Raw genomic sequence first — 16,073 nt, forward strand, 5'->3', positions numbered from 1 at the left:
TTATTTAGTTTCCTTGTTCAACAGCTCAGACAATTCTTTTACTTTTTCAGGGAATTTATTAGCTAAATTATTTTTCTCCCCTAAATCTTCATTCAAATTATATAATTGAGGTTCTTTAGCATTTCCTGTTTCAATATTTACTAATTCGTCCAACGGTTTTTCATCATTAGAAGGAATGAATTTCCAATTGTCTTTCACAATAGCCAAAGTCTTTACTCCTTGTTCAATTAAAATCCCTCTTCCGTTTTCTGATTTTCCAAGAAAAGCATTCAAAGTATTTTTGCTGTCGGGTGCATCATTCTTCGGAATTGTCTGACCTAACAAATTAGAAAATGAAGCCAATAAATCCATCTGACAAACCATCGCCGAAGAAACTTTTGGTTTTACAGCAGCTGGCCATCTTAAGATAAACGGGACTCTAGTTCCTGCTTCTAAAACACTATATTTTCCACCTCTCAAAATTCCGTTTGGTGTATGTCCGTTCAGTTTGGTTACTGCCCCATCTTGATAACCGTCATCCAAAACAGGGCCATTATCACTTGTAAAAATGATTATCGTATTCTTACTTATCCCTAATGTTTCCAACTGTTCCATGATCTGACCTACTGTCCAATCCAGCTGCAAAATGGCATCTCCGCGATAACCTAAACCGCTTTTTCCTCTAAACATAGTGGCTGGCATGCGAGGAACATGTGGCTCAGTAAGAGCAAAATATAGGAAAAATGGCTTCGCCTGATTGTCTGCAATAAACTCTTTTGCCTTTACCAAAAAAGTACTGGAAAGTTCTTCATCTACCCATCTTGCTTTTTTACCGCCACTCATATAACCTATACGGCCAATACCATTAACAATTGTATTATCATGCCCTTGTCCCGGTGATGACTTCATTTTTAATAATTCAGGGTGCTCTTTTCCTGTTGGATCATTCCCTACTTTCTCTTTGTAATTTACCTCAATTGGATCATCGGTGTCCAAAGCAACAACTTTATGGTTTTCCATAAAAACAGTTGGCACACGATCTGCCGTTGCTGGAAATATAAATGAATAATCAAATCCTACTTCATTAGGACCCGGTTTTACTTCTCCATTCCAGTCTTTGGCCACTTGATCACCCAAACCAAGATGCCATTTACCAACATTGGCCGTTTTATAACCTGCCTGTTTAAATAATTTTGGCAAAGTCATTTTATTTGTTGGAATAATTAAAGCCGCATCACCTGGTAAAATTCCGGTACCCGCTTTTCGCCATGGATATTCACCAGTCATCAAAGCATATCTGGAAGGCGTACATGTCGCTGAAGTACAATGTGCATTTGAAAAACGCACTCCCTGACTTGCCAGTTTGTCAAGATTTGGAGTTTTAATCTTAGTAGCACCATAACAACTTAAATCCCCATAACCAAGATCGTCTGCATAAATGAAGATTACATTGGGCTTATTTTTATCCAAATTGGGCTCAGGCTTTTGAGCATGAATCCCAAATATTACCAAACATAAACAGCTTATGAAAATTCTTTTTATCATTGTTTCGTTAAATTAAGTTGATTCGAAAACCCATGTCTGCATTCTAAAGTTATCAGAGTAGTATCTCCTGAAATTGCAATAGATTTAACCACTGAATTAGCTGCAAGTTTCCATTCTCCTTTCACCGTAATAGTCAATTCTACAGGCATGCTGTAACCTTTTTTCTCTTTATCATTTACATAATTTAGGTCAGGTTGAACAGCACTTATTGTAATGGCTGAAGCTTCATTTTTTATCATTAAAAGCGAAGGAACCGAAACACTTTTCAAAATATCGTTATCCAATTCCTGAGTCGAATCAAATATTACAAATCCTGTTGTTGCTGTCTCATTGTCTTTTACAATATGAGCTACATTATCGGCTCTTAAAATAGTATAGGATTTATCATTTGCTGCTTTTTCTCCAAAAGAATCAGCAACATCCTTTCCAAGCCTTGGATAAATAACATATTGATAAGAGGCATCATTAGGAGCTTTTCCATGTTCTATCCAAGAAGTTGCAAAATCTCCTTTTGTAACGGGAGCTTCTGTAAATTTTGGATCATTTGAAATATTATTCACAGAAACTTTGTTGTTATAAGACTCCTGAGCTTGTCTCCTAATTTCAATTGTATTTGGGGACAAAATGTAATAACCGTTTTGATAGGCATCAATCAACCATTTTCCAGAACCTTCTACTATTTGCATTGCTGATTGATAAGGAAAAGTCGAAATGTTTTTACTTTCAGATGACGAAATAGGCATTGATTTATCTGCTAAAGAATTCTGAAATAAATTGGTTTCAACCGGATGTTCGGTGTCAATACTTGAAATTCCGGTTCCAATACAAATCAATTTGTCACCAAAAGAAAATACCGATTTGTTTGCTTTTAATTTTCCAGGAAAACCATTATTTCTTTCTCCTCCTTCAGAATTAGCACCTTTGGATTCATTTAATTTCATTCCGAAAACACCATTATCTCCTAAATTAACAGCTCCCGCAAAAGTCTCATCCGACTTAAACATCAACAACTGAATATTAGGTTCCAATTCTTTTAAAGGAAGATCCACAACTGTAGTTCCCGGATAACGGTTCCAATCCCAACCTTCCTGTTTAAAACCGCTGGCTTCGTCCCCTCCAATATTGTTTATTTGGATACTTCCATTGGCAGGATACCTTCCGTATCTGTTCGCATCAACATAAATTTCCGAAGCCCAAACATATTTACTATACCCTTTGATAATGGCTGCCCAATCATTTCTTCTGTGAATGGCAGTTGCCGCGTAAGGCAGCACATGATAACCCGGCAAAACATCTGTTCTTACATTATTTGCTGCAAATAAGTTAGTATTTGCTTTATCACTATCGCCCCATAATCTTATGTAAGCAGCTGCTGCTTCTGTATCAATTTTTGAAGTCCCTTCAGGATTTCCCGATTGAGCCATTAGTAAAAATGCATTTTTTAATGATTTAATCGAACTTTCTTCCATAGGATGGCGCCCTGCATTTCCAAAACCATAATCATACAATTGGCTATACAATCTTGTTATCATAAGTGACTTCTTAAAGTTTTTATGACCTGCTTCATTAATTCTGAATTGAGTTCCTGAAAGCGTAAAAATGATCGGAGGGATACTGGCAAAAGCCCCCATTCCATAAGCAGGATAATGCCCACCGTGGTGCCATGAAGTACCGTCAATTTTAAACACCCCTAATTCATTATCAAGAGCCAAAGTTTTTGAAATATAATTCGAATATGCCTTTAATAAAGCGGTTTGCTTTTCAACATTGTCCGACATAAAAATCAGCATCAAATGATAGAACGATTGTGTATTGTAATAATCAATATTTGCTACAAATTCATTTTCCGGCTCCAAAACCTTACCCAGATTAAAAAGCCATTGCAAACTGTTCCCAACTTGATTCAATAAACCTGCTCTTTTTAGCGGTTCTCTCATCATAAAAAAGGCTTCTGCAATTTCTCTTGTATTATAACCTATATGATGCCTTGTTCCTCCGCAAGCACCCTCCTGCCAACCCTGATCCAGAAAATATCTGGTGGCATTAATAAACATTTCTTCAATTTGAGCTTTATTTACATCAGTACTATTGAGATAATACGTTGCTATTTGTTTTATCGATTTACCAAAATCTTTTACATCTTTAGAATTATTCTGACTAGCATCTTCTTTATCAGAGTAAACCTCTTCAATTCTAAAAACCAAAGGAGGCCCCAAAACTGTTTCCGCTTTAACCAAATTTAATTTGGCATATTCATTTTTGGCCTTTATCAGATTATCACTTTTTCCTCCATTTCTATTAAAAGTATCATCCAAACGTTTTTCAACAAGAGAAAGGTCTTTTTTTTCAGTCTCAGAAACCGTTTTTAACGGTAACTTTTGAATTCGTTCCATATCCATAATTAAAGGCATCCAATGGTCTTCTCCATTTTGTTTGTCCTTTTTGATAAAAGGAACCATCGCATCCGGATAAGGATGACGGTCGTCCATGTATTGAGAATAAACTATGTCATCAAAAAACAGTTTCCCTTTGCTTTTAGCAGAGCTGCAACTTACTTTAAAAGTGTCATAATCTATAGCCTCTCCTTTTTTCGGTGCATTGCCACTCATTTCAAAAAAAGGAACTCTAATCGTTCGCCAGCCTGTAAAATTTAATTTAATCGGAAACCAAACTTCTTCTTTTCCTCCCTTTTCAAAAGAAATCTTGATTGCTTCATTTTGCGCTTTTTCATTGTACAAAGACATCACCAAAGTTGGGCTTGCCGGAAAGTAATCTCCGTATGATAATGGGCTTTCTTTTTTTGTCAATATCCTAAAATCAGACGTTTCAAAAAAACCGCCTCCGGACCATTGCCATTGCAAAGATGATTTTCCAAATTGATGGTGTTTTTCACTTATTGATAAACCACTTGATTTACTTTTTTTGAAATTAACTATTGATGTTTCTTTTTCAAAAGACTCTTTTGTTGGGCGGTTATCCATTTGTTGTGAAAAACACAACGCTCCCAATAAAAAGGAGTTTAATAAAAAAAACTTCTCAAGGACTTTCATTTCTATTTTCATCTTATTTATTTGACTTTTACTAAAAAATTCCCAATCAAAATTCTCATGTCATTTTGATTGGGAATATACTTAAGATATTTGAATTGTTTATTGTTTAACTATTGTACTTCTAAAAGTCTCCACACCATTTTGAACCACTACAATATAATTTCCGGAAGGCAAATCACCAACGAAAACATTTTGAGGCACAGCGGTAAAACGAACACCTCTAATCTTGTTGCCAAGAATATTATAGATACCAATGGTTGCATTCGGATCCAGTTTTGAAGATACACTAACATTAAAAGTATCCTGAACCGGGTTTGGATATACAGTAAAATTTGGCGAAGTTGATACTTCCTCTTTAGGAGCCATTTTCAATATTCCACTGCAAGAACCAAGACTATCTCCATGATTCAGATGTGTCTGAACTGCAGATTGAGCCACACAAATAACATTGTTGTTATGGCAAATCTGTACTTTATCATTATTGTTACCACATCTAACATCAAGAACATTAACTACAGTAGAAGCTGTCGCCTCGCATCCTCCCGCATACGTAGCTGTTACCGTATAAGTACCTGCCTGCGAAACTGAAATTGATGAACCGGTTGCTCCTGTGCTCCAAGTATAGGTACAATCCTGATTGTCTTGTGCCAATGCATTAAGGGTAAGCGATGTTGGTCCGTATCCTAGGTAAATGGTGTTTTTATCATCGATAGAAGGATTCATAGCATATACATCAGGGATAGATAATTGTACAGTTGGACAAACTACATTTACATTTACAGTTTCAGAAGTTGTTGCAGCATTATCATTATCGGTAGCTTTTGCAGTTATTGTATAAGAACCTGACGCAACATTGTTCCAGTTAAAGCTATATGGTGCTGTTGCATCTTCACCCAATTTAGTTACTCCGTTGAAAAACTCGACTTTACTTACACTTCCATCCGCATCGGCAGCATTGGCAGTAATCGTAATATTGGCAAGAGAATTATAACTATCATTTGCTGAAGGCGATGTGATTGCCACCGTTGGAGCTACTGGCTGTGGGTTGATTACTGCACTTGTCCCTACAGAAATACATCCACTTGCATTTTTAGCATATACAGTATAAGTTCCGGGATTCAAATTTTCGAAAACGCCCGATGTATTGTCAAACGCTACTCCATCTAAACTAAAACTTAAGTTTGTAATAGCACTTGTTACGGCAATACTTCCTGTTGCAATAGTAAAAGTCGGCTGAGTAGTTTCTAAAGTTGGTGCATCTGGTGTAGCTGGTTGTGTGTTGATTACGGCATTGCTCGCAGCAGAAATACACCCGTTTGCATTTTTAACATACACAGTGTAATCTCCAGAAGCTACATTTTCGAAAAGACCTGTAGTGTTTTCAAAAGTAGTCCCATCTAAACCAAAACTTAAATTTTCAACCGAACCAGTTACTTGAATACTTCCGGTAGCTTTAGTACAATTAGGCTGAGTAAGCTCTAGTATTGGTGCCACAGGAGTTGCATTTGGTAAAGCACAAGGGTTTACCGCCGCTAATTTTATTTCAACCGGAAGTCCGTCAGCAACAGTAAATGTAATTGTTGTTCCTTCAGCTGTTGCAGAACCAATATTGGCATTCGGGTTAGCTTGCGAAATAGTCCATTCGCTATTTAATGTCAAAGTAATCATCTTTGGAGTTGAAGGCGCAGTTCCCATATCAGGGTTGCTCACAGAAAGTACTATTTCTGAATAGTTTCCATTTAAAGATTTGTACATAACCAAACATGGTGTATCATTTGCTTTTACCAATCCGTCTGCAATTGTAGTGTTGGCAACAGGCAGTGCATAAGCCCAAGTTTTAGAAGCTTTGTGTTCGATTATCTGTTGGTTGGTATTGTTTTGATAAACAACATAAGGTTTGTCTTGGGCAGTCATTTGTTGCGCAAATGTGGCCATTCTACCTGAATCTGCAGAAGGAATACAAACAAATTCATACGAACTGTTTGTTGGTGCAGTTCCGTGATCCAAGTAAGCAAGGTGGTAATTGTTTCCATTATTACTTGCAATAGTAGCATCCGAAGGGTTAACTTGACTTTGGTAAGGTGTAATTTGATTCGAATTTCTGATTTTCAAAGTTCCAGAATTCGGTGAAATATAAAACCCCGTGCTGTAATTGTCAATAATCCAGTTCGGAGTTGTTCCTTCAAATGAATCCGTAGCCTGATTGGTTTTCACCTCTCCATTTACCAAAACATCAGCCGAATTATTATTTAACTTTTGAAACAAGGTTGTTACCGTAGGATTGGTAGTATCATCATTTTTAATTCCGCTACCCAAACAGATAATCATATCATCGATAGCAAAATAAGTTTTAGTAAATTCAAAAGTGCCATTATGGGTATTTGGTCCATAGGTCGCTCCAAATCCGACATTACTTTTCTCTTTAAATTTCATAGAAAACAATCCAGATTGTCCTATCGTTTTTGACAAAACAGCTTTATTGGCTTGATCCAGTGCCAAAGAACCCGCAAACCCATAGAAATTGGTTTCATCGATTCGTTCTCTTTCTGCATGCAGTTTACTCCAGGGCAATGCAATGGTTGTAGCGCCAGGATTGTAGTTCCAGTCCCAACCAATATCGCTGTACCCATTTCCTGTTGCAACATTCCCCGGATAAATAATATCCAATGCACCATAACCTTGGTATCTTCCAAATCGGTTTTGAGTAGCATAAATTTCAGAACCCCATAGCACATCCGATTGTCCTTTCATAGAGGCAACCCAATTGTTTTTTCTGTAAACTCCTAAATTTCCATAGTTAAATTGAACATATCCCTCTTCAAACGGGGTGACACTACTATAATTGAATTGGCTGTTAACACCATATCTTCTGTTGTAAACTCCCGCCAAAACCGGATCTGCAGTGCTTAATCCTAATATTGTCCCTCCAGTTATGGCAACATTTGCTAAAGTACTTGCTGATAAAGTAGTGGTTTTTGTTTGCGGATTTCTTCCAGCCATAGCAAAAGGCTTTGTTCCGGCATCATTCGAGTACATGGTCTGCGCGTAAACTGCATCTCTAAATCTTAGGTATGAAGGCTGGTCGATTTGAAAACTGGTTCCTTCCAAAGCTTTCAAATCAATAGAAGCTGTATTGAAAGCATACATATAACCGTCATAACTGTTATTATGATGATTGGACAAACCATCTTTTTTCAAACCATCTTTTGTACCATAACTATAAATCATAAAACGATCTAATAATCTTTTGGCTGTTTTTAGAAAACGTATTTTTTCATCATCCGTTTTAAACCAATCAGAATAAGCTAAATATACGTCTGAATACATGTAAATATCATCGGTAAGTATAGCGCCGTTACTTTGAGTGGTATTGAAGTCGTAATTTGGGTCAAAAAGGTGACTGAACGTACTTGTCTCTATAGCAAGTGAATTACCAAACAAATTTTTCACATTATCGGGTAAGTAACTATTTAAAAAGACTGCAGGTCGGGCAAATGTAGGGTAATCATAAAAATCTACTGCCGAATACGCGCTTGTACCTTGATTACAAAACAAGCTCGATATATACCAAACCGCTTTAACAGCTTTATCACTTATACTTGTATCGGTAGGATTAAATTTTAACCAATGAGCAAAGGTTTTTAAGAAAGTAATCTGACTAACATTTGTTACAGCGTTTCCGGTTATAGTGCTTCCTGTAACCGTAATATTCAAAGCATTATATGCAGTAATGGCATTGTTTAATGCTGTTGTCGAAGGAGCTGTCGTCCCTAAAATTTGATTTGACAAATTCGCACGGATTGTAGCTAAATCATTAATTTCTGAAGTGGTTGCAGTTGTAAGTGGCAAATCAAAATTAAATGTCGGCTTACACACGGGAAGCATATTAATGAATTGCCCATTCACTTTCACATAATCCAAACCTGCCTGACGGACAGGATTCAAATCATCAGCACGGACAAAACGTATCATAATTTGGTCCCCTTCACTCGAAACCGTAAAAACATAATTTAATGTAAGTGTGCCTACACTTGCGGTTGTTGTAACTGCCGCAGTTTCGGCCAAAACAACATTGTCTGTTACATTGTAAACCTGCATTTTGAATTTACAATATGAGGCCGCTGTTTGCCAATATTTTGTTTCAAGGCTAATTTGCCCATTCGCAAAAGGACTTCCTGTCAATAAATATTGTGTTCCTTGCAAAGCTGGCGTGTTAGCAGTCCCTTTGATAAGTACTGCCCCATCATTAAGACCATCACCATTATCAGCATCAGTTTTAACAGTAGAAACCGGTGTAGCATCTTCAATTTTTGACCAGGCAAAATCGCTTACATCAAAACTAACCGGTGGTGCCTGCATACTAATGAATTGCCCATTAACCTTTAAATAATCGATACCAGCCTGGCGAACAGCATTCAAATCATCGGCACGAACAAATCGCACCATAATTTGATCACCAACATCTGAAGACGTAAACGTATAAGATAAAGGAGTGTTACCAACAGCGCCTGTAACTGTAGTAATCACAGCCGATTCTGCCAAAACAAGATTGTCGGTTACATCAAAAACCTGCATTTTAAATTTCAAATACGATGTCCCAATTTGATAATAATTTACTTCAAGATTAATTTGTTCCCCAATAACCGGACTTCCGGTTAATTGATATTGGACTCCTTGTAATGCGGGTGTAGTAGCAGTGCTTTTTAGGAGCATCGCGCCATCAGCAACCCCGTCACCATTGTCGGCATCTGTATTAACAACAGTTACCGCGCCGGTATCTTCAATTTTAGACCAATTAAAATGGCCTGTATCAATGGTAATTTGTGCTTTGGCTCCATTTGCTAATAAAAGCAAATAAACCATAAGCAGAGTAATGTTAGATTTCATTGTTTTTGGTTTTTAGGTTAGTTAAGTAAGAAAGTTTTAAAACATACAATCAATTTGTATTGTGAAATAGCCACTACAAAAGTGTTTATTGTTTCATTTTCACGAATCTCCCATTCACTTTTAAACAATCAATAGCTAGTACTCGAACAGGATTTAAATCATCTGCACGAACAAATCGCACTGCAATTTGATCTTTGATACTGGAGGGCTTAAAAGTATATGGTAATGTAGCACTAACAACAGTTCCCTGACCTTTGCAAAGAATAATTGGTGTCTCTGCCAAAAGAATATTGTCAGTAATATCAAAAAGTTGCATTTTAATTTTTACAAATGAAGCTTCTGCTTGATAAATTTTGGCTTCAAGATCGATTTGTTCAAGATACCGAGGAGTCCCTTGCAATAAACACTGTACTCCTTGTAATTCAGGTGTACTGGTATTTGCTTTTAGAAGTACTGCACCATCTTTATTGGCATCTCCACCAGTTACTTCCTTATCAAGAAGACCTACCGGTGTTTTATCTTCAATTCTTGACCAGTTAAAAGTCAAAACTTGTTTATTATCACTTCCTATTTGTGCCATAGCACCACTGGAAATTAAAAATAGACAAATCAATAGAAGGGTAATTTTGTTTTTCATTTTAAAATGTTTTTTAAGAATTTAGGTTAAGTCAAATTTAGAGTATCAAAAAAACAGCAAGGGAAACAAACGTCTTTTTTGGGGTACAAATCGTCTTTATTTTACTCCAAACAACCCTTAAACTAATATCTATTAAACAATTAGATACAGGCCTTTCTATAGAGAGTTAGCTATGCCTTCACGATGGATAAGGGAACTAACCATCAACAAAAAATCACTAATATAGGAGAATCTAAAAAATTGATTTTAGGATTTTGAGACTTGAAATAGGCATGAGCAAATACCCTTTTTATCAAATACAAAAAGCAACTAATGCATTTTAAAATTTTGATTAAAATAGTCTGCGATAAGAAAAAGTGGCATCAAGTGTTCTATTGTAGTACCTATTAACTTACGAATACAAAATAGCGACAACTGAAAAAAGATGTTGCCTTTTTGTATTTCCCAACTGAGGACAATAAGAAATGTTTCATTATAGCACTGGATTATCGTCAATATCAATGGAATTTGTGCACCTAATATTCTCTATTAGAATTTATAGTAAATGGGGCTTTCAGGACATTTTCACCTAACTGCAAAAAAATAAATAAAAAAAATATCAATTCTGAAACGCTTGTTTCAAAAATAGTTTTACATTTGCAAAGTAAAATTAAATGAGATGGCTCGCTGTGTAGAATTTAACGAGGTCGAAAAAATTGAAAAAGCAATGAATGTCTTTTGGGAAAAAGGATATAATGCTACTTCAATGCAGGACTTAGTGGATGCCATGCAGATCAACAGAAGCAGCTTATACAACACCATTGGCGACAAACATCAGTTATTTATGAAATGCATTGGCAATTATTTTGATAATGCCATGTGTGAATTAAAACAAAAAGTTGCTAAAGAACCATCCGCCAAACAAGCATTGCTGAAAGTTATTACAGATAAAGCAGATTGGATTGTATCTTGTGACAAAGGATGTTTGGGTATGAAAACGATTTTCGAAATTGCTCCGGATGACAGCATAATACGAAATGTAATGAGTAAACAAAATGATATTTTCATTGAATTTATGGCTACAATAGTTCAAAAAGCTATGGATGATGGTGAAATGGACAATTCAGAAGATGCATCATTAATGGCTGAGTATATTGCAACCTCCTTTACAGGCTGGAAGCAATCATACATCGTTAATCAAAACCCAATCAAAATCAAAAAAATGTCAGAATTCCTGATTAAGAATATATTTAAATAGCCCCCTTTTTTTTACCTAAATTCTGAAACGTTTATTTCAGAAATTAAAATACAATAAGCTTACCAATTTTCAAACAACAGCATTGATTCTGAAACGATTATTCCAGAATTACTGCTATGGAACAACTATAACTTTTAATTAAAAACAGCATGAATTCTGAAACGTTTATTCCAAAAACAATAATATTCAATACTAATTTAAAACCAACTACTATCATGAAAAAGATCTCGTTTTTAAGCTTAATGGCTGTGTTTTTAATCAGCTGTGCCGATAAATCGCAGGCACCGGCTGCCGCCCCCGCTCCTGTCCTACCGGTCATGACAATAACTACTGCAAATACAACTACTGATGCCGAATATCCTGCTGCTTTACAAGGCGCTGTAGATGTAGAAATCCGTCCTCAAATAAGCGGAAACCTAGACCGTGTTTTAGTCGATGAAGGAGCTTATGTTACCAAAGGACAAGCATTATTCAAAATAAATGAACGTCCTTTCCGCGAACAATACAACAATGCTCAAGCTAGTCTTCACGCAGCCGAAGCCGCTTATATCAATGCCCAGCTTGAAGTTGACAAACTGACTCCTTTAGTTCAAAACAAAGTGGTTTCGGATTATCAGCTGAAATCGGCTAAAGCTTCTCAAAAAATTGCTTCTGCCAATATCGAGCAGGCTAAAGCATTGGCAGCATCTGCAAAGATAAATTTAGGATATACCACAATTACCGCTCCTGTAAATGGTTACATTGGAAGATTACCCAAAAAACAAGGAAGCTTAGTTTCTGCATCAGATGTTGAGGCATTAACAACACTTTCTGATGTTCATGAAGTCTATGCTTATTTTTCTTTGAGCGAAACTGATTTCATCAAATTCAAATCACAATATGCCGGAAACAGCATTGGTGACAAAATCAAAAATCTTCCTCCCGTTACTTTGCTCTTAGCCGATAGTAATGTCTATCCGCAAACTGGTAAAATCGATATGGTAGATGGTCAATTTGACAAAACTACCGGAGCTATTACGGTAAGAGCGACATTCCCAAACCCATACAAAACCTTGCGCTCAGGAAATACAGGGAAAATCCGCTTAGGACTACAGCATGACGATGCTATTTTGGTTCCGCAATCGGCCACGGTAGAAATGCAAGACAAAGTTTTTGTCTTTACCGTTAGCAAAGAAAACAAGGTTACTAAAATGCCTATTACAGTTGTCGGCAAAAACGGCATCAATTACTTAATCAAAGATGGCGTAAAAACAGGTGACCAAATCGTATTAAGCGGTATCGACAAACTTCAGGAAGGACAGGTAATTCAGCCTGAAAAATCAGCAGCAAAAATTGCTCAAATCATTAACAAAAAATAATTTTTACAAATATGTTCAAAATATTTATACAAAGGCCGGTACTGGCAACTGTTATCTCCATTTTATTGGTGATTTTAGGAGTAATTGGTCTCACGAAATTACCTTTACAACAGTTTCCCGATATCGCCCCACCTTCGGTTTTGGTAACGGCAGTTTATCCGGGAGCCAATGCAGAAACGGTTCTACGTTCTGTTGCCCCTTCGCTCGAAGAATCCATAAATGGTGTGGAAAATATGACTTATATGAGCTCGACTGCCAGTAATGATGGTACGTTGGCCATTACCATTTTCTTCAAATTAGGAACGGATGCCGATCAAGCAGCGGTGAACGTTCAGAATAGAGTGGCTCAAGCTACCAGCCAGTTGCCCGCAGAAGTGGTACAACAAGGCGTTATCACTGCCAAACAACAAAACAGTTTTATTATGGCCATCGGTATGTACACCGATGATGAGTCCAAATACGATCAGACATTTGTTGCGAATTATGCACAAATCAATATTATTCCTGAAATCAAGCGTATTCCGGGAGTTGGAGCCGCTAGTATTTTTGGTGGTGTAAAAGATTACTCGATGAGGGTTTGGCTGAATCCAACCCAAATGTCAACTCACAATGTCACGCCAAATGAAGTAATGGCTGCCATTCAGGACAAAAGTTTGGAAGCGGCACCAGGTAAATTTGGAGAAAGAAGTAACGAAGTTTTCGAATATGTAATTAAATATAAAGGAAAACTAACCAAACCCGAAGATTATCAAAATATTGCCATACGTTCGAATGCTGATGGTTCTGTACTCCGATTAAAAGATGTGGCAAGAGTGGAACTTGGAGCTTATTCATACAACAGTTTAACCCGTTTGAATGGTAAAAAAGGAATCGTAATTGGTGTAATTCAGCTGGCAGGTTCCAACTCAAATGATATTCAGATTGCCATTAATAAACTGATGGCCAAAGCATCCAAAGATTTCCCTGCCGGAATAAAACACAATATATTCTATAGCACAAAAGTATCTCTGGATCAATCTATTGCGCAAGTGGAACATACATTGTTAGAAGCTTTTATACTAGTATTCATTGTGGTATTCATCTTCCTTCAGGATTTTAGATCCACATTAATTCCGGCAATTGCAGTTCCGGTTGCTATTTTGGGAACCTTCTTCTTTATGCAGTTATTCGGGTTCTCGATTAACTTATTGACACTTTTCGCTTTAATCCTAGCGATTGGTATTGTGGTCGATGATGCAATTGTGGTAGTCGAGGCCGTACATGCAAAAATGGAACACAAACGTTTGTCTCCAAAAATTGCCACACACGAAGCGATGCATGAAATTACCGGTGCAATTATTTCGATTACCCTGGTGATGGCCGCGGTATTCCTTCCGGTTGGTTTCATGGAAGGTTCAACAGGGGTTTTCTATCGTCAGTTTGCCTTTACAATGGCTATTGCAATTGTTATTTCGGCGGTTAATGCGTTGACCTTAAGCCCCGCCCTAGCCGCTTTGTTTCTAAAAGACAATCATGGTGAACACGATCATAATGTTCCTGAAGCGAAAAAAGGATTCAAGGAAAAATTCTTCACGGCTTTCAACAGCAGTTTTGAATCGTTGACCAATCGTTATATTGGTGGATTAAAATTCTTAATTCGTAACAAATGGGTTAGTTTAGGAGGTTTGGCTTTAATTACTATTGCAACGATTTTTATGGTAAAAACAACTCCATCAGGATTCATCCCAACCGAAGACCAAGGCTTTATCGCTATTGCAGTTAACACGCCATCAGGAACTTCTTTGGACGGAACCCAAAAGGTAATGACTAAAGCGGAAAATACGTTAAGAGGCTTGGAATCTTCAAGATTTGTAACTGCTATTTCAGGTTTCAACTTATTGACTAATTCTACAAGCCCATCTTCGGCAGTTGTTTTTGTATTGCTTAAACCAAATGAAGAACGCGGCAGTATTAAAAATATCGATGAAATAATGAATGAGGTGCGCGGCAAATTGGGTGCGATATCCGAAGGAAGTTTCTTTGTGTTCAGTTTCCCAACCGTACCCGGTTTTAGTAATGTAGAAGCTTTAGATTTAGTATTGCAAGACAGAACCGGCGGTAAACTCGATAAGTTTAGCGGCATCTCGCAAAATTTTATTGGAGAATTAATGAAACGCCCTGAAATTGCTGTTGCTTTTACTAGTTTCAAAGCCGATTATCCGCAATTGCAATTGGACATCAACGATGAGAAAGCCGATCAGTTGGGCGTAAAAGTAAAAGATATACTGCAGACGATGCAGGCATATTTTGGTAGTGCACAAGCATCCGATTTCAATCGATTTGGAAAATATTACCGTGTGGTAGTTCAGGCAGATATTGCAGACAGAGCTGATCCTGCCGCCATTGACCGTGTATTTGTAAAAAACAAAAACGGTGAAATGGTGCCAATAAATACTTTGGTGAAACTTACCCGAGTTTATGGTTCGGAAACAGCTTCGAGATACAATTTGTTCAATTCTATTTCGGTAAATGCAATTCCGAAGCCTGGATTTAGTTCCGGAGACGCGATCAAAGCCATTGAGGAAGTTGCCGCTCAACAGTTACCCGCTGGTTACAGCTATGAATTTTCAGGACAAACCCGCGAAGAGATTTCTTCAGGAGGTCAGTCAGCTACGATTTTCCTATTGTGTCTGATATTCGTTTACTTCCTGCTGGCAGCACAATACGAAAGTTATATTCTTCCTTTGGCAGTAATCCTGTCAATTCCTGCGGGGATATTTGGAGTATTTGTGGCCATTGGCTTGACCGGAATCGAAAACAATATTTATGTACAAGTTGCTTTGGTAATGCTTATTGGATTGCTCGCCAAAAATGCCATTCTGATTGTAGAATTTGCATCACAAAAAAGAAAATCCGGTCAGGCATTGGTTAAAGCGTCAATAGATGCAGCCAAGCAACGTTTACGTCCAATTATCATGACTTCATTGGCTTTCGTAGTTGGATTAATTCCGATGATGAGTGCCAAAGGTCCGTCAGCTCAGGGGAACCACTCAATTAGTATTGGTGCTGCGGGAGGAATGGTGTCGGGAGTAATTCTAGGATTGCTAATTATCCCGGTACTATTCATCGTATTTCAATATTTACAAGAAAAAGTTACTGGCAGGCCAGTTGCTGTAATTCATAACAAAAAAATTAAAAATGGAAAACTATATAACCACGATTCTGATGACAATCATCAGCAGTCTCACGTACATATCTCTTAGAATAGCAAAAGATCTAGAGACCAAAAAAGATAAGTGTCCGGAAATTTAATAACAAAATCAAGATTGCAACTAACCTGTTGGTATAATTCTATAATAAAAATAAACCACATAGACACATAGATCTGATGATGAACAAAG

The 16,073-nt window shown here is 37.1% G+C and carries 7 protein-coding genes; 3 read left to right on the forward strand and 4 right to left on the reverse strand.

Going from position 1 to position 16,073, the window contains the following annotated elements:
* The 4 genes from OZP12_RS15565 to OZP12_RS15580 all read right to left on the reverse strand — a co-directional run bounded on the left by OZP12_RS15565 (position 1) and on the right by OZP12_RS15580 (position 10,098).
* The gene (locus tag OZP12_RS15565) at positions 1 to 1,524 is read right to left on the reverse strand and encodes a sulfatase family protein (protein WP_281225953.1); all 1,524 of its coding nucleotides are present in this window, start codon (positions 1,522 to 1,524) and stop codon (positions 1 to 3) included.
* Positions 1,521 to 4,586: a chondroitinase family polysaccharide lyase gene (locus tag OZP12_RS15570; RefSeq protein WP_281225954.1), complete on the reverse strand. Its 3,066-nt coding sequence runs from the start codon at positions 4,584 to 4,586 to the stop codon at positions 1,521 to 1,523. The genes OZP12_RS15565 and OZP12_RS15570 overlap by 4 nt, the downstream gene beginning before the upstream one ends.
* Positions 4,587 to 4,673: 87 nt before the next feature.
* Positions 4,674 to 9,461, reverse strand: coding sequence for a polysaccharide lyase family 8 super-sandwich domain-containing protein (locus OZP12_RS15575; RefSeq protein WP_281225955.1), 4,788 nt, complete (start codon positions 9,459 to 9,461; stop codon positions 4,674 to 4,676).
* Between the two features lie 85 nt (positions 9,462 to 9,546).
* Positions 9,547 to 10,098: a hypothetical protein gene (locus OZP12_RS15580; RefSeq protein WP_281225956.1), complete on the reverse strand. Its 552-nt coding sequence runs from the start codon at positions 10,096 to 10,098 to the stop codon at positions 9,547 to 9,549.
* 658 nt (positions 10,099 to 10,756) lie between these two features.
* On the opposite strand from OZP12_RS15580, the gene OZP12_RS15585 reads away from it, so the two are divergent.
* The 3 genes from OZP12_RS15585 (at position 10,757) to OZP12_RS15595 (ending at position 15,935) form a co-directional block, all read left to right on the forward strand.
* Positions 10,757 to 11,335 (forward strand): TetR/AcrR family transcriptional regulator, encoded by a 579-nt coding sequence (locus tag OZP12_RS15585; RefSeq protein ID WP_281225957.1) that lies wholly within the window; start codon positions 10,757 to 10,759, stop codon positions 11,333 to 11,335.
* Between the two features lie 149 nt (positions 11,336 to 11,484).
* Positions 11,485 to 12,693 (forward strand): efflux RND transporter periplasmic adaptor subunit, encoded by a 1,209-nt coding sequence (locus tag OZP12_RS15590; protein WP_281225958.1) that lies wholly within the window; start codon positions 11,485 to 11,487, stop codon positions 12,691 to 12,693.
* A gap of 11 nt (positions 12,694 to 12,704) precedes the next feature.
* On the forward strand, positions 12,705 to 15,935 hold the full coding sequence (locus OZP12_RS15595) for an efflux RND transporter permease subunit (RefSeq protein ID WP_281225959.1): 3,231 nt from the start codon (positions 12,705 to 12,707) through the stop codon (positions 15,933 to 15,935).
* Positions 15,936 to 16,073: the final 138 nt, after the last annotated feature.

The sequence above is a fragment of the Flavobacterium aquiphilum genome (assembly GCF_027111335.1).
Classification (GTDB): domain Bacteria; phylum Bacteroidota; class Bacteroidia; order Flavobacteriales; family Flavobacteriaceae; genus Flavobacterium; species Flavobacterium aquiphilum.

What these genes read in the sequence shown, in the direction of transcription:
- OZP12_RS15565 (WP_281225953.1), bottom strand. Translation starts at nt 1,524, where the DNA reads ATGATAAAAAGAATTTTCATAAGCTGTTTATGTTTGGTAATATTTGGG.
- OZP12_RS15570 (WP_281225954.1), bottom strand. Translation starts at nt 4,586, where the DNA reads ATGAAAATAGAAATGAAAGTCCTTGAGAAGTTTTTTTTATTAAACTCC.
- OZP12_RS15575 (WP_281225955.1), bottom strand. Translation starts at nt 9,461, where the DNA reads ATGAAATCTAACATTACTCTGCTTATGGTTTATTTGCTTTTATTAGCA.
- OZP12_RS15580 (WP_281225956.1), bottom strand. Translation starts at nt 10,098, where the DNA reads ATGAAAAACAAAATTACCCTTCTATTGATTTGTCTATTTTTAATTTCC.
- OZP12_RS15585 (WP_281225957.1), top strand. Translation starts at nt 10,757, where the DNA reads ATGGCTCGCTGTGTAGAATTTAACGAGGTCGAAAAAATTGAAAAAGCA.
- OZP12_RS15590 (WP_281225958.1), top strand. Translation starts at nt 11,485, where the DNA reads ATGAATTCTGAAACGTTTATTCCAAAAACAATAATATTCAATACTAAT.
- OZP12_RS15595 (WP_281225959.1), top strand. Translation starts at nt 12,705, where the DNA reads ATGTTCAAAATATTTATACAAAGGCCGGTACTGGCAACTGTTATCTCC.